Annotated in this window: 16 protein-coding genes; 7 read left to right on the top strand and 9 right to left on the bottom strand. The window is 60.3% G+C overall.

Annotated elements, in window-relative coordinates; translation table 11 throughout:
- Positions 1 to 127 precede the first annotated feature (127 nt).
- The 3 genes from BKN05_RS01855 to BKN05_RS01845 are packed head-to-tail and all read left to right on the top strand — an operon-like array spanning position 128 to position 2694.
- A complete protein-coding gene (locus BKN05_RS01855) occupies positions 128 to 943 on the top strand; it encodes a GDSL-type esterase/lipase family protein (RefSeq protein WP_286687804.1) in 816 nt (271 codons plus the stop codon).
- Between the two features lie 51 nt (positions 944 to 994).
- Positions 995 to 2080, top strand: a complete 1086-nt coding sequence (locus BKN05_RS01850) for an S-(hydroxymethyl)mycothiol dehydrogenase (RefSeq protein ID WP_286687803.1) — start codon at positions 995 to 997, stop codon at positions 2078 to 2080.
- The gene (locus tag BKN05_RS01845) at positions 2080 to 2694 is read left to right on the top strand and encodes an MBL fold metallo-hydrolase (RefSeq protein WP_005323087.1); all 615 of its coding nucleotides are present in this window, start codon (positions 2080 to 2082) and stop codon (positions 2692 to 2694) included. Before BKN05_RS01850 ends, BKN05_RS01845 begins: the two co-directional genes overlap by 1 nt.
- Positions 2695 to 2697: 3 nt before the next feature.
- On the opposite strand, the gene rfbA is transcribed toward BKN05_RS01845, so the two are convergent.
- From rfbA to BKN05_RS01810, 7 genes are all read right to left on the bottom strand, one after another.
- Positions 2698 to 3546, bottom strand: coding sequence for a glucose-1-phosphate thymidylyltransferase RfbA (gene rfbA / locus BKN05_RS01840; protein WP_198492417.1), 849 nt, complete (start codon positions 3544 to 3546; stop codon positions 2698 to 2700).
- The gene (locus tag BKN05_RS01835) at positions 3547 to 4902 is read right to left on the bottom strand and encodes a sugar nucleotide-binding protein (protein WP_286687802.1); all 1356 of its coding nucleotides are present in this window, start codon (positions 4900 to 4902) and stop codon (positions 3547 to 3549) included.
- A 2-nt stretch (positions 4903 to 4904) separates the two neighbouring features.
- Positions 4905 to 5909 (bottom strand): dTDP-glucose 4,6-dehydratase, encoded by a 1005-nt coding sequence (gene rfbB / locus BKN05_RS01830; RefSeq protein WP_286687801.1) that lies wholly within the window; start codon positions 5907 to 5909, stop codon positions 4905 to 4907.
- Positions 5910 to 5964: 55 nt separating this feature from the next.
- Positions 5965 to 7443, bottom strand: coding sequence for an HNH endonuclease signature motif containing protein (locus tag BKN05_RS01825; protein ID WP_286687800.1), 1479 nt, complete (start codon positions 7441 to 7443; stop codon positions 5965 to 5967).
- A 141-nt stretch (positions 7444 to 7584) separates the two neighbouring features.
- Complete coding sequence (locus BKN05_RS01820) at positions 7585 to 8910, bottom strand: M1 family metallopeptidase (RefSeq protein WP_286687799.1); 1326 nt, start codon at positions 8908 to 8910, stop codon at positions 7585 to 7587.
- Positions 8911 to 8955: 45 nt separating this feature from the next.
- Positions 8956 to 10035 (bottom strand): alpha/beta hydrolase, encoded by a 1080-nt coding sequence (locus BKN05_RS01815; protein ID WP_286687798.1) that lies wholly within the window; start codon positions 10033 to 10035, stop codon positions 8956 to 8958.
- A 33-nt stretch (positions 10036 to 10068) separates the two neighbouring features.
- Positions 10069 to 11481 (bottom strand): alpha/beta hydrolase, encoded by a 1413-nt coding sequence (locus BKN05_RS01810; RefSeq protein WP_198492423.1) that lies wholly within the window; start codon positions 11479 to 11481, stop codon positions 10069 to 10071.
- A gap of 529 nt (positions 11482 to 12010) precedes the next feature.
- Between BKN05_RS01810 and lpdA the strand changes: the two genes are divergently transcribed.
- Positions 12011 to 13423: a dihydrolipoyl dehydrogenase gene (lpdA, locus tag BKN05_RS01805; RefSeq protein WP_286687797.1), complete on the top strand. Its 1413-nt coding sequence runs from the start codon at positions 12011 to 12013 to the stop codon at positions 13421 to 13423.
- Positions 13424 to 13728: 305 nt separating this feature from the next.
- On the opposite strand, the gene BKN05_RS01800 is transcribed toward lpdA, so the two are convergent.
- Complete coding sequence (locus BKN05_RS01800) at positions 13729 to 15153, bottom strand: RNA-binding domain-containing protein (protein WP_286687796.1); 1425 nt, start codon at positions 15151 to 15153, stop codon at positions 13729 to 13731.
- Between the two features lie 173 nt (positions 15154 to 15326).
- Positions 15327 to 16736, bottom strand: coding sequence for an acetate metabolism transcriptional regulator RamB (gene ramB / locus BKN05_RS01795; protein WP_286687795.1), 1410 nt, complete (start codon positions 16734 to 16736; stop codon positions 15327 to 15329).
- A gap of 369 nt (positions 16737 to 17105) precedes the next feature.
- On the opposite strand from ramB, the gene BKN05_RS01790 reads away from it, so the two are divergent.
- The 3 genes from BKN05_RS01790 to BKN05_RS01780 are packed head-to-tail and all read left to right on the top strand — an operon-like array spanning position 17106 to position 20641.
- A complete protein-coding gene (locus BKN05_RS01790; protein WP_198492425.1) occupies positions 17106 to 17861 on the top strand; it encodes a succinate dehydrogenase cytochrome b subunit in 756 nt (251 codons plus the stop codon).
- A gap of 15 nt (positions 17862 to 17876) precedes the next feature.
- A complete protein-coding gene (locus BKN05_RS01785) occupies positions 17877 to 19892 on the top strand; it encodes a fumarate reductase/succinate dehydrogenase flavoprotein subunit (protein ID WP_286687794.1) in 2016 nt (671 codons plus the stop codon).
- Complete coding sequence (locus BKN05_RS01780; protein ID WP_286687793.1) at positions 19892 to 20641, top strand: succinate dehydrogenase/fumarate reductase iron-sulfur subunit; 750 nt, start codon at positions 19892 to 19894, stop codon at positions 20639 to 20641. Before BKN05_RS01785 ends, BKN05_RS01780 begins: the two co-directional genes overlap by 1 nt.
- The last annotated feature ends 17 nt before the right edge of the window (positions 20642 to 20658 follow it).

Raw genomic sequence — 20658 nt, 5'->3', positions numbered from 1 at the left:
AAGATAACGAAAAGGTAACCATGGACGATATCGTGAGAGAGGCGGGCGGTGTTGCCGCCAACTCGAAATATGTTACAGAAGTGACTACAGTTACCTGAAGTTACTGGTGTTTCTAGAAAAGGATCTTATGAAATCTCTGCAGCTCAAAGTCCTCTCCGTGATGGCGTCCGCGCTGGCCGTCGTAGGCGTGGCTGTCGCGCCGCAGGCCACCGCCGCGGAGCGCAACCTGGTAGCCTTCGGCGATTCCGTCCTTGCGGATCCAGATGCCGGCTCCTACTTCGCCCACCGCTACGACCCCTCTAAAGGCGTAGGCGTAGATTGCCCGACCTCCAATAACTACGCCAAGCGTGCCGGCGCCAAGCTGCGCCTTCCGGTGCGGGATTTCTCTTGCTCCGGTGCCGTGTCCATGTCCCGCGGCCCGCAGGTTTCCCAGCAGGTGGATGCGGCCATCCGCAGCGGTGCGCTGACTCCGGCTACCAACCGCGTGGTTATTACTACCGGTTTCAATGACACCTATAACCACCGCGAGCTCAACCTGCCGCAGATTCGTAAGCAGTTCGCGGACCGCACCGCCCCGCAGATCGAGCGCATCAAGCGCGCGGCCCCGAATGCTCGCGTCCAGATCGTTGGCTACCCCACCATCGGTTCTGGCCCGTACTACTGCCTCTTCCACTTCGGCCCGCGCCCGGCCGATTCCACCTTCCTGCCGCCAATCCAGGACTTTGAGAATAAGGCGCAGTGGATGCAGGTGGACCTGGCGGCACGCACCGGCGTGCAGTTCCTGGATATGAAGCCTTCCACCCGCAATAACGGCATGTGCGCCGATGCAAACCAGCGCATGTGGGCTGGCCTGGTGGACTTTACTGGTGGTGACGGCAACCTGCCCATCCACATGAACCAGCGCGGCCACGAGCATGCGGCCAACGTCATCGCCCGCTCCTAAAAAGAGTTTTCAATAATGCGCCGATTTTGAAAATATGGTACGCTCGGGCGCATGACTGTAAAAGCTGTTATCGCCCGTTCCAAGGGCGCGGAAGTCGAAACCGTCAACATTGTCGTTCCTGATCCCGGCCCTAACGACGTCATCGTGCGCGTTCAGGCCTGCGGTGTGTGCCACACCGACCTTGCCTACCGCGATGGCGATATTGAAGACGCCTTCCCCTTCCTGCTCGGCCACGAGGCCGCAGGCGTAGTAGAGACCGTAGGTTCTGCGGTCACCCACGTGGAGGAAGGCGACTTCGTCATTTTGAACTGGCGCGCCGTGTGCGGCGAGTGCCGCGCCTGCAAGAAGGGCGAGCCAAAGTACTGCTTCAATACCCACAACGCCTCCAAGAAGATGACCCTCGAGGATGGCACCGAACTTACCCCTGCGCTGGGCATCGGTTCCTTCGCGGAGAAGACCCTGGTCCACGAGGGCCAGTGCACCAAGGTGGAAGACACCGACCCAGCCGCCGCTGGCCTGCTGGGCTGCGGCATCATGGCGGGCCTCGGCGCGGCCGTGAACACCGGCGATATCCAGCTCGGCGAGTCCGTTGCCGTCTTTGGCTGCGGCGGCGTCGGCGTGGCGGCCATTGCGGGCGCCAAGCTGGCGAGCGCGGCGAAGATCATTGCCGTGGATATCGACGAGTCCAAACTGGAGACCGCCCGCGAGTTCGGCGCGACCGACACCATCTGCTCCAAGGACCTTTCGGAGCAGGAGGTTATTGACGCGGTCCGCGAGCTCACCGGCGGCTTCGGCACCGATGTCTCCATTGACGCCGTGGGCATCCAGCCCACCTGGCGCCAGGCCTTCTACTCTCGCGACCACGCCGGCCGCATGGTCATGGTGGGCGTGCCGAACCTCACCGACCACGTGGACATTCCGGCCATCGACCTCTACGGCCGCGGCGGTTCCATCAAGCCTGCGTGGTACGGCGATTGCCTCCCAGAGCGCGATTTCCCCGCTTACGTAGCGCTGTCCAAGGCCGGCAACTTCCCGCTGGACAAGTTCGTCACCGAGCGCATTGCGCTTGACGACGTCGAGCAGGCCTTCGCCACCATGAAGTCCGGCAAGGTTCTGCGTTCTGTGGTGGAGTTCTAATGCGTATCGATAGCACGGTTACTTCTGGCAAGTTCCGCCTCGATGGCGGCGAATGGGATGTGGACAATAACGTCTACGTCGTGGGCGATGACTCCAGCGTCTACGTGGTGGACCCCTCCCACGACCTCGATGCGGTAGCGGAGCTCGTGGGCGACCGTCGTGTGGAAGGCATCTTGCTCACCCACGCGCACAATGACCACTGCGAGCTCGCTCCTGAGGCCGCCAAGCGCTTCGATACCGAGGTCTACCTGCACCCAGACGATGATATGTTGTGGCAGGAATCCAATGGCGATGCTCCGTACACGCCCTTGGCGGACCGCGGTCAGTTCGATATTGGCGGCGAGAAGATTACGGTCTACCACACCCCGGGTCACTCGCCGGGCTGCGTGGTGCTGCACGTGGGCGAGACGCTGCTGTCGGGCGATACGCTCTTCAACGGCGGTCCAGGCGCCACTGGCCGCAAGTACTCCGACTTCGACGTCATCATCGAGTCGCTGAAGAACGTCGTCTTCACCCTGCCGGAGGACACCAAGGTCCTGCCAGGGCATGGCGACGCCACCACGGTGGGCGCGGAGGCCGCGCGCATCGACGAATACATCGAGCGCGGCTACTAGCCTCTAAAACGCCCGCAGGTACTCGCCGTAGCCGGACTTGAGTAACGGCTCGGCGAGTTTTTCTAGCTGGGCGCGGTCGATAAAGCCCGCCTCATATGCGGCGACCTCGGGCGATCCGATAACGATCCCGGTGCGTTTTTGCATCACCTCGACGTAGGCGGAGGCCTCGCTCATCGAGTCCACCGTTCCTGTATCGAGCCACACGCTCCCGCGGTGCAGGCGCTGGACATTGAGCTCGCCGCGGCGCAGGTACTCTTCGTTCACGGCCGTGATTTCCAGTTCGCCGCGGCCGCTGGGCTTGATGCCCCTGGCTATCTCCACCACCGAGTTGTCGTAGAAGTACAAGCCCACCACCGCGTGGTTCGACCGCGGCACTTCTGGCTTTTCCTCGATGCTCAGCGCATGGCCCGCGGCGTCGAATTCCACAACACCATAGCGCTGCGGGTCCGAGACCTCGTAGGCGAAGATGATGCCGCCCTCCGGATCTTGGCAGTGGGCGAGCTCGCCGCCGAAGCCGTGGAAGATATTATCGCCGAGCACCAGCGCGACACTGTCGTCTCCAATAAACTCCTTGCCAATCAAAAAGGCCTGCGCGAGCCCCTCCGGCCGCGGTTGGACCGCATAATCGATCATGAGTCCGAGCTGCGATCCATCGCCAAAGAGCCGCTGGAAGGCCTCCGCATCCTCTGGGGTGGTAATGATGAGGATTTCCCGAATACCCGCTTGAATGAGCGTGGTTAGCGGGTAGTAAATCATCGGCTTGTCATAAATGGGCATGAGCTGCTTCGAGATGCCCTTGGTAATCGGGTAGAGCCGCGTGCCGGAACCGCCGGCCAGGATGATGCCTTTCATTTAATCCTCCGGGTACAGCGCCAAATACAGGGCAAGGGCCGCACGCCAATTCTGCGGCTTGAAGCCGGTAGCCTCGATTTTATCTAGCGCAAGCGTCGACTCCTTGGGGCGCGGCGCGTCGGGTCCCGCGATCTCCCGGTACTGCTCGGTGGTTACCGGAGTGACCTCGGCCGGGTCGTGGCCGAGCCCGATGAACACGGCCATGGCAATCTCATCGCGGCCGACGGTATCGCCCGAGTTGGAGAGGTTATACACGCCGTAGTCCGCGTCGGAATTGAGCAGGTGGACGATGCCCTTGGCCAGATCCTCGGCAAACGTGGGCCGCCCGCGCTGGTCGTGGATGACTTTCGGCTCCACGCCCTTAGTGGCCAGCCGGCGCATGGTGGACATGAAATTCTCACCATCACCAAAGACCCAGGAAGTACGAATGACGTAGTGCTGCGGCGCGGTTTGCGCGGCGGTATCACCCGCGGCTTTCGACGCCCCGTATGCACTGAGCGGCGACGGTAGCTCCTCCTCGGAGTGGACCTCGTTCGCCCCATCGAAGATATAGTCGCTCGAGACATGCACCAGCGTGATCTGGTTTTCTGCGGCGATGCGCGCCAGCCGTGCGGGCGCTTCCGCATTGACGGCCCAGGCGGCGGCGCGGTCGTTCTCGGCACCGTTGACGTCGTTATACGCCGCGCAATTAATGATGGCCGAGTACTGCTTCCAATTCCGTTCCGGCGGATTGGTGATGTCGAAGTCGGCGTGGGAGCAAAATTCGGCGTCGGCAAGCAGGCGCTTCAACGCACGCCCCAACTGCCCGTTCGCGCCCGTGACGAGGATACGGCGGGCGGGCATCGGGCTCACCTCTGCAAGATCGGGGTGCTGCTTGTCCTTTTCCGAAATCTCGGTGGGCTCCAGCGGCCAGTCCACGATGTTGAGGTTCACCGCGGCGTAGCGAGCCTCGGCCGACCAGTGTTCATTGACCAGGTAGCAGTAGGAGGTTTCCTCCAGCGCCTGAAAGCCATTGGCGACGCCCCGCGGGACAAACACCGCTGTCTCAGACCCCACCTCGTGGGTGACGACCTCGCCAAAGCTTTCCGATCCCTCGCGCAAGTCGCACCATGCGCCGAAAATCCTGCCCTGCGCCACCGAGACGAGTTTGTCCCACGGCTCGGCGTGCAGGCCGCGCGTAGCACCGGCGTGGTTAAAAGAGATATTGTTCTGTACCGGCTGGAAGCTCGCGAGCTCGGGCGCGAGGCCGGTGAATTTTTCGCGTTGCCAATTCTCCTTGAACCAGCCGCGGTTATCGCCGTGCACGTCGAGGTCGATGATGAGCAGCCCCGGGATGGCGGTTTCGGTAATACGCATATCTACTGTCCTTGCTGCTTGTAGCGGGCTTCCACGTTTTCTTTCTCGGGTTTCCACCAGTCTTCGTTATCGCGGTACCACGCGATGGTGTCTTCGAGGCCGGCGCGGATATCCGTGAACCGCGGGGCCCAGCCCAGCTCGCGGCGCAGCTTGGTGGCGTCCATGGCATAACGCTGGTCATGGCCGGGGCGGTCCGCCACGTGCTCATAGAGCGCGCGCCCATTGCGGGTGTGGCCCATGATTTCGCAGATCAGCTCGATGACCTGCTTATTATTAATATCTTTTTGGTCTGCCCCGATATTGTAGGTCTCGCCGATGCGGCCGCGCTCGAGGATGGCGAGCACCGCTTTGTTGTGGTCATCGACGTGGATCCAGTCGCGCACCTGCTCGCCCGTGCCGTAGAGCTTGGGCGTGTGTCCGGAGAGGATATTGGTGATTTGGCGGGGGATGAACTTCTCAATGTGCTGGTACGGCCCGTAATTATTGGAGCAGTTTGAGATGGTCGCGCGCAGCCCGAAGGAACGCACCCATGCTCGCAGGAGGTGGTCAGACCCCGCCTTGGTGGCTGAGTACGGGCTGGAGGGAGCGTAGGCGGTGTCCTCAGTAAACTTGGTGTCTGCCCCGATTTCCAGATCGCCGAAAACCTCGTCGGTGGAGACATGGTGGAGGCGGGTATCGTGCTTGCGGCAGGCTTCCAGAAGGGTGAATGTGCCTACGAGGTTCGTGTGGATGAAGGGCGAGGGGTCGCGCAAAGAATTGTCGTTATGGGACTCGGCGGCAAAATGAACCACTACATCCGCAGCGGCGACGAGCGGTTCTACGGTGGCGGGATCGGCGATATCCCCCTCCAAGAGGTCGATATCGAGGCCGGCGAGGTTGGCGCGGTTTCCGGCGTAGGTGAGCTTATCGAGCACCGTAACGCGGGTATCGGGGCGCGCCTGGCATATTAGGCGCACGAAATTGGCGCCGATAAAACCGGCGCCGCCAGTGACGAGCATCGTTTGCATGGTTATCCAGTGTAGGGCAGTCGGGCGCGCGGCTGTGGCAGGCCGCGGGCCCCGGTCAGGCCGCACCCGGTGGTGACGGCGGTGGCGAGGGCGGATCCGTGAGCCTGCGGGCCGGGGCTTGTTCCGCTGCGGGGTGGTCGTTGACTTCTACGGTGGGGGATAAGCCGCTGGTGTGGGCGGCTCGGTATCCTACCCGGCCCGTGTCGGGGTCCCGCTCGGCGTGTCCCATTCCGTTGCGGCCATCGCGGTAGTCGTTATTGTCCACGTGGTGCCGGCGACACAGCAGCGTGAGGTTCTTGAGATCGGTGGCACCGCCGTGGGACCAGGCTTGGAGGTGGTGGACGTCGCAATCCTGCCAAGGGCGGTGGCACTCGGGGTGGGTGCAGACGAGTTCGGAGGCCGCGAGAGCGAGCTTCTGCCAAAGGGAAGCGGTGCGCTTGGTGCGGCCAAGCTCGAGGGGGAAGCCCTTGTCGTCCACGGCACAGAAGAAATCGTGCTGCGCGCCGCCGAGGCGGAGAAGGTCGAGCGGGGAGAGTTCGATGCCGGTGCTGGTGGCGAAGCGGGTATCGCCGCCCATTGCCTCCAGTTCTTCCAAGGTGGTGGCGACGAAGAAGGAGCCGAGCCCGTCGGAGTTCTTTTGGGTGGCGGAAAGATAGCTCGATAGCGCAGCGGTCAATTGGTCCGCCATGCGCTGGGCATAGGTGCGGGTATCATCCTCGGCGCTGAGATCCGCGCTGCCCTTATTTTTGGCGGGGGCAAATGCGCTGGCGAGGATGGCAGCTGCGGAGGCATCGAGGTAGCCGGAGATGTGTACGCCGCCGTCAGCATCTTGGCGGGAGATGCTAAAGCGGCGCTTGCGGGTAGCGGCGTGTGGGTCGGGTTCGCCGGCAGGATTAAGGGCGTGCTTATTTGCCTTGCGAACTGCCTTACGCAGCCACTCGCGCAGGGAATCGAAGGAGCGGCGCTTGGCCTGTTCGAGGGCTTGGTTGCGCAGCTCGCTCGGTCCGGGGATGGCGTATTTGCTGAGGCTACGCAGTTCGTTCTCGATGAGGTTGAGGATGCGCTCGGGGATAGGCTCTTCCTCGAAGAGCTTCTTGCGGCGCTTCTCTTCCTCGCGGCGCTCGCGGTCGGCGCGGCGGCGAGCTTCCTCTTCGGCCTGGGCGCGTGCGGCTTCGTCGGCATCGGGGTCCGCAGGGGGAGCCGGCTCCGGATCGGGGATGGGTGCGAAGAGGTTGCGTCCATTTCGGAGGCGGGCGGCGGCCTCGGCATCGGTAAGGCCTAGGCGTGTGGTCAGGTAGTCCTTGGCCTTGGAAGAACCAACGCGGCGGCCGGCGTCATCCCGCTCCGCGATGAAAGCGAAGGCGGCGTCGATGGCGGACTTATTTCCTAGCGCCCGCTCTAAGTGTTCGAAATGTGGATGAAGGAGCTCGAAAGACAGATCGGAGGGATCTTGCATGAGGCTGCGCAGCTGGGTTAGCCCAGTGGCAACCTGTGCGATGGCGGAGTCTATCTCCGCGTGCTTGGTGGTTTGCATGATCCCTCCCTTCCTGTTCGTTTGCATGTTCTATTGTACCCAGATAAAACACCCCGTCAACAGGAAAGAAGGAATTGGTCAATAGATTAGACATTCCCCAAACAAACGTAGACTGAACCCCGCAAAGCGGGGCCAAAACCACTAATTCGGGAAGGGGGGAAGGGTCTTCTGGTTGAGCCAGGCGTCTACGGTGGCGTCGAAAAGCGCTGCATCAGGAGCGGCGGCGCGGAAGGTATCCAGCAACATGGAAGGCTCCACCACCGAATGCTGGTGCTCGGTGAGGTAGCTGCGGAGGGTGGTAAAGAAGGCGTCGCCAAGCAAGCGGTGGATGGCGTGCACGGTCAAAGCTCCGCGCTTATACACGCGGTCATCGAACATATCGCGCGCACCCGGATCAGAAACGGTGAGGTCCTGTGCCTTGCGTCCCAGAACGTGGTAGTGGGAACGCGCGGCCTCGTGCGCGGTGGTCTCGCCCTTGTGCTCGGCCCATAGCCACTCGCTGTAGCAGGCAAAGCCCTCGTTGAGCCAGATATCCTTCCACTCGCTCAGGCCCACGGAATTGCCGAACCACTGGTGCGAGAGCTCGTGCGCAATAAGGCGCTCGAAGGCGTGGTCGCCCTTAATATGATTGGAGCCAAAGATGGACAGGCCCTGCGCCTCCAGCGGGATTTCTAGCTCATCTTCCGTGATGACCACCTGGTAATCCGCAAATGGGTAGGGGCCATAAATGGAGGCGAAGAAGTCCACCATTTCCTGCTGCTGGGCAAATTCATCCAGCACGCGATCGCGCAACTCAGCCGGCGCCCAAGCGCGCGTGGAAGGTCCCAGATCAAAACTAGAGAACTCTCCTACCTGCACCGTCGCCAAATAGGTGGCCATGGGCTCGCGGGTGCGGTAGTGCCAGCGCGTGGTGGAACCGCCCGCCCGGCGGGAGACAAGGCCACCATTGGACACCACGATGAAGGGATCATCGGCCGTAATGATGATGTCATAGAGTGCCTTGGCAGAAGGAGTATCGTCGCAGGGGAACCAGCTCGGCGCGCCATTGGGCTGGCTGGCCACCAGCGAACCGGACTCGGTTTCTTCCCAGCCGATCTCGCCCCAGGTGGTGCGGATTGGCCGCGGGCTGCCGCCATAGCGAATCACCAGCTCAAACTCCGTGCCTGCCGCAATCTCTTCTGCGAAACGCAGGCGCAGCTTCCCGGAGGATTGGCGGAATTTAGCTACCCGTGGCGCACCCTGTGCGGTCACGCGCCGGGCCACCATCGCCCCGCCCAGATCCAGGGTTAGGGACGCCAAATTCTCATCGGCCCGGATAGCCAAAGTAGCCTCGCCGTGGAGGAGGTTGGGCTCCACGCGGTAGGTCAGATCCAGCGTGTAGTGGGAAACCTCGAAACCGAGATTAAAAGCCACGCCGGTATAAGGATCAGTGTGGGCACGCGAAAGGGCGGTAGGAAGCAACTTCATAATGCTGCAAGCCTACCGCCCTTTTAGCCGTGGAAAGAAACGAGCTTATTTATTGAAAGCGCGCTCGAAGACCGGCCAGGAGTCCTTAAGGTCTGCAATCCAGTGCGGCCAGGAGTGGGTGCCGGTATTGCGGAAGTTGTAGGTTGCCGGGATGCCAGCCTGGTCCAGCTTAGCCTTGAAGTTGTGGGTGCAGTAGTTCACACCAGCCTCGATGGCACCGCCTTCCACCTGCAGCTGAGCGGAGCCCAAAGCAGCGGTGGCAGGGTTGTAGCCCTTAGCCACATTATAGGAGAAGGTATCCTCCTTGCCGGCCAGACCGGAACCAGAAGAGATGTACAGCTCCGTGCCACGCAGCTTCTCGTGGTTCATCATCGCGTCGTTATAGCGGTTGGTAGGAGAGCCGAACGGGCCCCACATCTGCTCCGCGGTCGCACCGCCGCGGTTAACGGTAAGCTCAACGGCCTTGTGCTCTACCGGGTAAGCGGTAGCCGCGCAGCCGGCGTAGGAACCCACGGCGTCGTAGAAGCCCTGGTTGTGCTCCGCCAGCAGCAGGGAGGAGGTTGCGGACATGGACATGCCCGCAATGGCACGGTGGTTATCGGCCTTGATGTGGCCCTCGATGGCGCCCGGCAGTTCCTTGGTAAGGAAGGTTTCCCACTTCTGCGGGCCCTTGAGGTACTTAGAGTTCGGCTCGGATACCCAGTCGGTGTAGTAGGAGAAAGCACCGGCCTGCGGGATGACCACGTTGACGTTCTTGGAGTGGTAGAAATCAACGGCATCGGAAAGCTTCAGCCAGTCCATGTCCTGCTCCGCGCCGCCTGCGCCATTGAGCAGGTAGATGGTCGGGCGGTTCTCATCCTTCGCGCGAATGACAGCCAGCGGAATCTTGCGGCCGTTCATGGCAGGGGAGGTGGCCTGCAGCTTTTCGACGCGCGGATCGTCCTTGTACTTCTGGTACCAAGTCTGCTGCTCCAACTCCGGGGTGACCTCCAGTGGGGCCAGGGTGGACTGGGCGGCGTTGCCCGCTACCTGCTGCGGGGAGAGCTGTGCAGCCCCCGCCAGCGGAGCGGATGCTAGGCCAGCGCACACGGCGGTGGCGGCCAGGATGGAGCTAAGGCGCTTCATAGTGCTTCTTTCCTGTAGTTAATGAATTCCTGATTATTCGGCAGCGACAGCAGCCTCGGCGGCCGCTGCAGCCTCCGCAGCGTTCGGAGCCGCTGCGCCCTCTGCGTCCTTGCCCTCGACAAAGTCCTTGTCCGGGGACTGGTCAGCGGCGCTCGGGGCGTCCTTAACCTGCGCATCTTCCTCGGCCTGCGGTGCCTCGATGGAAAGCTCATTAGCCTCTACCGCCGGTGCGGCCGGTCGTTCTGCAGCGTCCTTGTTAAAGCCGCGCTCGAATGTTGCCCAGGAGGTGAAGAGGTCATTGCGCCAGCCCGGCCAGGAGTGGGTGCCGGTATTGCGGAAGTTCCAGTCCGCCTTCATGCCCTGGGAGTCCATCTTGGCCTTGAGGTCATGGGTGCAGGAGTTCATCGCGGCCTCGATGACGCCGCCCTCAACGATGAGGGTGGACGAACCCTTAGCGCCCCAGTCATTGGCGCCGCCCAGACCGGAGTTGACCGAAACATAGGTCTCGGACTTGCCCAGGTTATTCGGGTTAGCGTTCACCAAGGCATCGTTGTACACGTTGTACTCGCTGCCCATAGCGCCCCACATCTGGTCGGCCGAGCCACCGCCACGGTTGACGGTCAGCTGGGTGTATAGGCGCGGCAGTGGGCGAGAGGTGGCAGCGCAGCCAGAGAAGGAGCCCACGGCGTTGTAGAAGCCCGGGTTGTGCTCCGCCAGTAGCAGGGAGGAGGTCGCGGACATGGACATGCCGGCAATCGCGCGCTTGCCATTGCCGCCGATGTGCTTCTCCAGTGCGTCCGGCAGCTCCTTGGTGAGGAAGGTTTCCCACTTCTGCGGGCCCTTGAGGTAGCCGCTATTCGGGGAAGATACCCAGTCGGTGTAATAGGAGAAGGCGCCGGCCTGGGGGATGACCACGTTGACGTCCTTGGACGTGTAGAAGTCCACCATGTCCTGCATACCCTCGGTCTCAGGGTCGATGTCGTGGTTGGTGGTGGCGGTCAGCCAGTCCATGCCCTGCTCGGCGCCGCCGGCGCCGTTGAGCAGGTACAGGGTGGGGCGCTTCTTATCAAAATTGCCGTCTGGGGTGATGACCGCCAGCGGAACCTCGCGGCCGCCCATGGCGGCGGAGGTGGCGGTCAGGGCCTTAACGTGGTTGCCGTAGTGCTTGCCCTGGCCGCTCTTGTGGCCGAAGGCGTAGCCCTTCCACTTGTCCTTATCTTTCAGCTCGGCAATATCCACCACGCGGTTTTCACCTTCGGTGGTGATGGCGTAGTTGATGTTTTCCGCATCCGCCGAGTCGGTGAGGTTAACCTCGCGGATGGTGGACGGGGTGGCGTCACCCTGGATCTCGGCCGGCTCGACGGCGGAGGCGATAGGGGCGGAGAGGACTCCTGCCGCGATGGCGATGCCTGCGACGCTGGAGCCGATAGAGCGCAAAGTATGCATATTTTTAGCTTCCTCGAATTAAGAGAATCTTCTCAGTAGGTATCGTTCCGCATAGCGGGAGTGTTAGCAAGACTCTATGCCTTAATAGCCCTTTTAATGTAGCAAAACCTGTGTCGCATGTGGTTTGTGTGTCATAATTCTGAACGCAGCGCGTATGTAACGGTGGCGCTACAATCTCCGCTAGTACTAAACGTGTGAATAATGCGGGCCCATTCACGAGCCCATCCCTCGCTCTAGGCAAGTAAAAACACAGAAAGAAGCATAATGAACATTTTCGATTCCATCCTCGTATCCATCAATGAAGTTTTGGGCCAGTTCCTGCACATGGGTTCCTCCATGTCCTCCGCCGCCGCATTGGCTCTCGGGCTGTTCTAAAACACCGAGCCCATAGCCCTGCACGTCGTCGCGCGCTTGCCGACGCCCCCGTGCAGGGCCTTTGTGCGTTTTACCCCCGAAGCGTGGGGTACTCGGGCACAAGAGTGTGACCCAATGCGCGACATGGAGGGGAAAGTTACGTATCCTAAAGGGCGTGACTAATGAACATTATGACGTAGTAGTACTCGGCGCGGGCCCTGGCGGCTACGTGGCCGCCATCCGTGCAGCTCAGCTTGGTAAGAAAGTTGCCGTAATCGAGAAGCAGTACTGGGGCGGTGTCTGCCTCAACGTAGGCTGCATCCCTTCCAAGGCGCTGCTGAAGAACGCTGAGGTTGCCCACACCTTCAACCACGAGGCCAAGGACTTCGGCATTTCTGGCGATGTCTCCTTCGACTTCGGTGTTGCCCACAAGCGTTCCCGCAAGGTTTCCGCGGGCATCGTCAAGGGTGTCCATTACCTGATGAAGAAGAACAAGATCACCGAGATCAACGGCCTTGGCTCCTTCAAAGACGATAAGACCATCGAAATCACCGATGGTGATGACAAGGGTAAGACCGTCACCTTCGATGACTGCATCATCGCTACCGGCTCCGTGGTCAAGTCTCTGCCGGGCGTAGAGCTCGGCGGCAACATCGTGTCCTACGAGGAGCAGATCCTCAACGATGAGGCCCCGAAGTCCATGGTCATCGTCGGCGCCGGCGCCATCGGCATGGAATTTGCTTATGTGCTGTCCAACTACGGCGTGGACGTCACCATCGTGGAGTTCATGGACCGCGTCCTGCCGAACGAGGACAAAGACGTCTCCAAGGCCATTGCCAAGGAGTACAAGAAGCTCGGCGTCAAGCTGCTGACCGGCTACAAGACCACCTCCGTGAAGGACAACGGCGATAATGTCACCGTTGAGGTGGAGTCCAAGGACGGCTCCAAGCAGGACACCCTCACCGTGGACCGTGCCATGATTTCCATCGGCTTCGCCCCGCGCACCGAGGGCTTCGGCTTGGAGAACACCGGCGTTGAGTTCACCGAGCGCGGCGCTATTGCCATCGATGACACCATGCGTACCAACGTCGACCACATCTACGCCATCGGTGACGTCACCGCGAAGCTGCAGCTCGCCCACGTTGCTGAGGCCCAGGGCGTTGTGGCTGCAGAGACCATCGCCGGCGTAGAGACCCAGCTTTTGGGCGACTACATGAATATGCCGCGCGCTACCTTCTGCAACCCGCAGGTCGCTTCCTTTGGCTACACCGAAGAGGCTGCCAAGGAGAAGTTCGCGGACCGCGACATTAAGGTCGCTACCTTCCCGTTCTCCGCTAACGGCAAGGCTGCTGGCCTCAATGAGACCGCGGGCTTTGTCAAGCTCATCGCGGACGGCGAGTACGGCGAGCTCATCGGTGGCCACATGGTGGGCTCCAACGTTTCCGAGCTGCTGCCAGAGCTGACCCTGGCGCAGCGCTTCGACCTCACCGCTGAGGAAATCGGCCGCAACGTTCACACCCACCCGACCCTCTCTGAGGCCATGAAGGAAGCTGCCGAGGGTATTGGCGGCCACATGATTAACCTCTAAGCAGGGCTGCTTGCCGACGTCCACCTGTTCTTCCACCACCGCCCCAGCAGCGGCGGGAGGCTAGGACCTCGGCACACCACAAAGGCAACAGTATCGGCACCGCTGATCCTCCTCCGCCCACACGGGGCAGGAGGGAAGCAGCGGTGCCGTTGCTCTTTGTATGCATAACGCGCGCAACCCTCACTGCTACTCGAAAAATTTTCGAGTAGCTTTCGAGTACTGCTAAACCGCCAGTTCAGCACGTTATTTACTCGAAAAGAGTTCTTTCGAGTAGCTTTCGAGTACTGCCGAGCATTGAATAAGTGTTAAATATTTTCGGTGGCGGACCACGTGGCGCGTGGGTCTTTGGGGGATGTGCCGTGCCAGAAAATTAGGCCGGCTCTCCTGAGCTGCTGTAGGGCGGTGCGAGCAGTAGGAACGCTGAGATCGGTTAGTTCAGAAACTTCTCGAGTCCCTAGGGGTCGGGAATGTAGTTGCAGCGTATGAAGAACTTCCTCGGCGCCCTTAGGGAGACTATCGAGCACAGAAGCGGGAACCCGTTTCTGTGCTGGGAGCGTTAGAATCACCGAGCCCGATGTTTGTTTATAGATGGGATCCGATAGTCCTACGAGCCGCATTTCGCTGTAGATTCTTCTAATTCCTTCGCCGAGTTCTTGGCCGATTTTTAATTCAGCTGCCACACGGGCGATATGCGGATTGCGAGCGAATCGAGCAATTTCTTCTGGCTTAGAAGGGTCTACTAGGCCGGGAAAGCGGCCTGGTGAGGAAATTGTGATCTTATCGGGGAAAATTTCAAAGCGAATATGGTCTCCACTGTTCGAATAAGACCTGTGGATTGCCGCATTTACTAGACCTTCGAGCCATACATCGGGTGGAATTAGAGTCTCGCGTTGAAAATGTAGGCCGGTACCTTTTCTTTCAACTTCGGGCAAGAGTGACATGATGGTCTCTCGAGCCTTTTCTAGTTGTTGTGGAATTGTTCCTTCGAAGCGCTTGTCGAAGGCCAGCTGCTGTTGACGTCCAGGTAGGCGATCAGGTTCTTCAAACTTGAGCACGCGAATATGTGCGTTTGGGAAATATAGCTGTGGTGATTTTCCAAACATGAGGACGGACGCGACAGTGGGGCGGTCGGGCTGGCGGAGAAGGCCCCGCGCCTTAAGCGCATCGATAGGAGTGGAGGAGCCTAGAGAATGTGCATAGCTAGCTACGGATTCGTCATTCAGGTCCACAACGTTGGCTCCGCTGACTTCCGTGGAATCAAAGGTTTGCTCGCCTTTGGTATAGCGCAACTCCAGTATGTCATCGGCTTTGAGCTTCTGTGTTTGGTCCCCAACCCTTAGGTAGCACTCTCCTGCGGTTGTGTAGTGGACGTTCTCTGTTGGGAAGACATGAAACAGATATATTTGCGCTGGCCCTTTGGTTGATGGGGAGTGCGATCCTGGATCTGGAATGTCGACGATTTTGACTTCATACCTGGTAGTGGGATCCGTGAATTCATGGGGAGCTTGACGCAGTTGGTTAGCCTGTTTGGCGGAAGGTAGGCCATCCAAAGTGCGGTCTGTAATCCCGACGGCGATGATCCCACCCTCCGCGTTGGCAAACGCTACTAACGCTTTTGCGAGATCTTTGGGTTGAATTTTAAAAGATTTTCGGTCAAACCATTGATCTTCTGGCTGGCTCAGTAGCTTTTCCCATGATGAGGCATATGGGGACTGGGGGTCGTAGCTCATAAGCGTAACTCTACTCGAAAATTTTTCGAGTAGATTTCGAGTAGGCTTCGAGTAGGCTTCGAGTACTGCCAAACCGGCAGGTCATAACGTTATTTACTCGAAACGAGCTCTTTCGAGTAGCTTTCGAGTAGTTTTCGAGTAGTTTTCGAGTAGGTCGATTGGCGCCCAAGACGCTAATACGGCGCAACTGCGGAGCGGTGGGCATCGACGTTGATGACCTCATTGATGGGCGGAAAGGCGCGTTGCGCGCAGTTCTCGCGCGGGCACGTGCGGCAGCCGGAGCCGATGGGGGTGGCCGAGGAGAGGTCGGTGAGGTCGAGACCTTCGCCATAGACGGTGCGGTCGGCGTGGCGGGCTTCGCAGCCTAGCCCGATGGCGAAGAGCTTATCGGTATCGCCAAAACGCCCTTGGTGGTGCTGGACGGCGCGTGAAATCCACAGGTAGTTGCGGCCATCGGGCATTTGGGCCAGCTGGCGGGAGATAATGCCGGGCTGGGTGAAGGTCTCGTAGACATTCCACAGCGGGCAGGTGCCGCCATTATTGGAAAAGTGCACGCCGGTGGCGGATTGGCGCTTGGACATGTTTCCTGCGCGGTCGACGCGGACAAAAGTAAAAGGAATGCCGCGCAGGTTATCGCGCTGCAGGGTGGACAGGCGGGAGGCCACGGATTCATAGCCCACGCCGAAGACCTGGCAGAGGTATTCTACGTCGTAGCCGGAGCGCTCGGCTTCGGAATGCATCAGTACATAGGGCATCACGGTGGCGGCGGCGAAGTAGCTAGCCAAGCCGCGCTGTGCGAGGTTGCGTGAAGCATCCGAGGTAAACGGTTCCTCCTTCACTAGGGCGGCGATGTCCTCCCCGGCCTCGAGGAAGCTCAGCTCCGCGGCCATGCGGAAGGCGCGCTGGCCTTCGCTCAGGCGCGACGCGAGCCGGAACTCGCCGGTGTCGCGGTTAAAGCTGTGTAGCGTGCCATCCATCTGGGAAGTGATGTGGATATCTACGTTGTGGCGATCACGCAGGCGCTGCGCGAGGGCGTGTTCGGTGTCGCGGATGCCGAAGTGGGTGACCGAGAGGGCGTCGGCAAGCTGCTCTGCATGGTGGTCCAGGTTGTCCAAGTAGTTTTGGCGAGCGTAGAAGAAGTCGCGCACCTCGTCGTGCGGCATGGATAAGGCCTGGGTGGCCTCGGTGGTGCGGCGGGTATCGGTGGCTAGCGAGAGTTTATCGCGCACATTGCGGTAGCGACGGCGGACATCCACCAGCGTGCGAGCCACGGTGGGGTGGTTATAGACGAGCTCGGAGAGCTCCTGCAGCTCGACAGGGGAGGGGCAGAGCTCCTTGTCCTGGATGACGTCCTGGATCTCGGCAAGAAGGCGGGAGTCATCGTCACGGGAGAAGAAGGTGGCATCGACGCCGAAGACCTCCGTGATGCGCAGGAGCACCGGGACGGTGAGCGGGCGGACGTCGTGCTCGATCTGATTGACGTAGCTGGCAGAGAGCCCCAGCGTCGCAGCAAGGGAAGCCTGACTGAGATCGCGCTCACGGCGAAGCTGGCGAAGGCGGGATCCCACATACGTCTTACTCATGCCGGCAAGGTTACTGGCTGGCCTGCGGGTGTGCACCCTAATCGCAAAGATCTTGCAAAGAATGTTCACCTCCCTGTGGGCTGCATGTGGGTTTCATGCGAAAGTTTGACGCATAAAGGGGTAAGGTGGTCACTCCAGTAACACCGGGTGACCAAGTTCACAATTGCGGAGGAAATTACGCAACGTCAATATTGCGGAATTCCGAGCAGCCAAGGTAGTGACGTTTTGCCCCGAGGCTTTTAAGGCAACCCTTACCTAAAAGAATTCTGACTTTAACCGTACCGCCGTACCGTTAGGTGAAACACCGCCGGAATTGACTGGTAACCAGCGGTTAAGCCCGGTTAAGGTGAGGACGACAATGGAGGTGTCATGACTTTAAGAAATCCCGACCGTGAGGCAGTAGCTCACGGCCACATTACTAACGAACCAATCCGTCAGAAGCCGGGAGTGCCCTCCTGGGTTCTGAAGCTCATCATGGCCGTCACTGGCCTGCTTTTCGCCCTCTTCGTTGTTGGCCACATGGCCGGCAACCTGAAGTTGTACTTGCCGGCGCACGGCGGCGAAGAGGCGCTGGATGAATACGGCGCATTCCTGCGCTCCATGGGCGAGCCGTTGTTCCCGCATGAGGGCGCATTGTGGATCATTCGCGCCGTCCTGCTGGTTGCCATCATCGCCCATATCTACGGCGCTATCGCTTTGACTACCCGCTCCAAGGCATCCCGCGGCAAGTTCCGCCGCAGCAACCTCATGGGTGGCCTAGATTCCTTCGCCACCAAGACCATGCTGGTCTCCGGCATCGTCTTGTTGCTGTTCATCATCTTCCACCTGCTGGACCTGACCATGGGCGTACAGCCCATCGCCCCAGGTGACTTCGCAGAGGGTGCGGTGAAGGCCAACATGATTGCTACCTTCAGCCGCTGGCCGGTCACCATCGTGTATGTGATCGCCATGTGCTTCCTGTTCCTGCACCTCACCCACGGCATTCGCCTCGCCGCTTCTGACCTGGGTATCACCGGTGCGAAGTGGCGTCAGACCTTCCTGATCCTGGCGTACGTTATCCCGGCCGTTGTCTGCATCGGCAACATCGTTATGCCTTTGTCCGTTGCCCTGGGCTTGGTCAGCTAAAGGAGTTAGAAACCCATGACTAATACTGAACTCAAGCGCGAGCACCCAAATTTCTCGCACCCACAGTCCATTGTTCCGGGCGTCACCGCCGGCAAGATCCTCGAATCTAAAGAGCCGCACGGCGTGCCGATGAAGGATATGTGGTCCCACCAAAAGGACCACATGCAGCTGGTATCCCCGCTGAACCGTCGCAAGTTTGAGGTTCTCGTGGTTGGTACCGGCCTGTCCGCCGGTTCCGCCGCGGCCGCATTGGGCGAGCTGGGCTACAAGGTGAAGGTCTTCACCTTCCATGACTCCCCGCGTCGTGCGCACTCCGTCGCCGCACAGGGTGGTGTTAACTCCTCCCGTGCCAAGAAGGTGGACAATGACTCCACCTACCGCCACACCAAGGACACCGTGAAGGGCGGCGACTACCGCTGCCGCGAGTCCGATTGCTGGCGCTTGGCCAACGAGTCCGTGCGCGTGATTGACCACATGAACGCCATCGGCGCACCATTCGCCCGCGAGTACGGCGGCACCTTGGCTACCCGTTCCTTCGGTGGTGTGCAGGTATCCCGCACCTACTACACCCGTGGCCAAACAGGCCAGCAGCTGCAGCTGTCCACCACTTCTGCGCTTTACCGCCAGATCGGCTTGGGCAATGTGGAGCTTTTCGCTCACCACGACCTGCAGGAAATCATCACCTATAACGATGGCGGTAAGAAGCGTGCGGGCGGCATCGTCACCCGCAACCTGATTAACGGTGAACTCACCGCCTTCACCGGTCACGCCGTCATCCTGGGTACTGGCGGCTACGGCAACGTGTTCCACATGTCCACCCTGGCAAAGAACTCCAATGCCAGCGCCATGATGCGTGCGTATGACAGCGGTGCCTACCTGGCTTCCCCGGCATTCATCCAGTTCCACCCAACGGGTCTTCCGGTCAACTCCGATTGGCAGTCCAAGACCATCCTGATGTCGGAGTCCCTGCGTAACGATGGCCGTATCTGGTCTCCGATTAAGCCGGAAGATGACCGCCCGGCTAATGAGATTCCGGAAGATGAGCGCGACTACTTCTTGGAGCGCCGCTACCCGGCATTCGGCAACCTGGTCCCGCGTGACGTTGCTTCCCGCGCCATCTCCCAGCAGATCAACAAGGGCTTGGGCGTTGGACCGCTGCACAACTCGGTGTACCTGGACTTCCGTGACGCCATCGAGCGCCTGGGCAAGGATAAGATCCGCGAGCGCTACTCTAATCTCATCGAGATGTACGAAGAGGCCATCGGCGAGTCCGCTTATGAGACCCCGATGCGTATCGCTCCGACCTGCCACTTCACCATGGGTGGCCTGTGGACCGACTTTAACGAGATGACCGCTATCGACGGCCTCTTTGCCGCCGGTGAGTGCTCCTGGACATACCACGGTGCAAACCGTCTGGGTGCTAACTCCCTGCTGTCTGCTTCTGTGGATGGCTGGTTCACCCTGCCGTTTACCATCCCGAACTACTTGGCCGATCACCTTGGTGAGGAGAAGCTTGCTGAGGACTCCCAGGAAGCACAGGCTGCAGTGGCACAGGCACAGGAGCGTATTGACCGCCTGATGGGCGTGCGTGGCGAGGACCCGCACGGTCCGGCCTACTACCACCGCCAGCTGGGCGATATCCTCTACCACGGCTGCGGTGTGTCCCGTAACGTGGAAGACCTCAAGGAAGCCATCACCAAGATCCGTAAGCTGCGCGAGGACTTCTGGGCTAATGTCCGCATCCCGGGTGAGGCTAACGACATGAACCAGGTGCTGGAGTACGGCCTGCGCGTTGCCGACTACCTGGACCTGGGCGAGCTTATGTGTGTTGACGCTTTGGACCGCGATGAGTCCTGTGGCGCCCACTTCCGCGAGGACCACCTCACCGAGGACGGCGAGGCAGAACGCGACGATGAGAACTGGTGCTTTGTTTCCGCATGGGAGCCGGGCGCTAATAAGAACGAGTTCATTCGCCACGCCGAGCCGCTGTACTTTGATTCGATCCCGCTGATGACAAGGAACTACAAGTAATGAAACTGACACTTGAGATCTGGCGTCAAGCCGGACCGACCCAAGAAGGCCACTTCGAAACCGTCCAGGTGGACGATGCCTCTGAGCAGATGTCCATCCTGGAGCTGTTGGACCACGTCAACGAGGGCTACATTGAGCGCGGCGAAGAGCCCTTCGCTTTCGCTTCCGATTGCCGTGAGGGCATCTGTGGTACCTGCGGCCTGACCGTCAATGGCCGCCCGCACGGCCCTGGCCAGAACACCCCGGCCTGCCAGCAGCGCCTGTTCAACTTCACCGATGGCGACACGATCAAGCTGGAGCCCTTCCGTTCCGCTGCCTACCCGGTCATTAAGGACATGATTGTGGACCGCACGGCTCTGGATCACGTGATGGAGCAGGGCGGCTACGTCTCCATGGACGCTGGTACCGCTCCGGATGCGGATACCATGCACATCAACCATGAGACCTCCGAGTACTCGCTGGACCACGCTGCCTGCATTGGCTGCGGTGCCTGCGTTGCTGCCTGCCCGAACGGTGCGGCTCACCTGTTTACCGGCGCAAAGCTGGTGCACCTTTCCCTCATGCCGCTGGGCAAGGAAGAGCGTGGCCGCCGTGCCCGCAACATGGTTGATGACCTGGAAGCCAACTTCGGCCACTGCTCCCTCTATGGTGAGTGCGCCGATGTCTGCCCGGCCGGCGTTCCGCTGACCGCGGTTTCCGCGGTTACCCGCGAACGTGCACGTGCTGCTTTCCGTGGCAAGGACGACTAAGCTAAGGTTATTCCGTA

Source organism: Corynebacterium sp. S5S1 (genome assembly GCF_001913985.1).
GTDB classification, from domain to species: domain Bacteria; phylum Actinomycetota; class Actinomycetes; order Mycobacteriales; family Mycobacteriaceae; genus Corynebacterium; species Corynebacterium marquesiae.
This window is presented reverse-complemented; position numbering and strand designations above follow the sequence as displayed.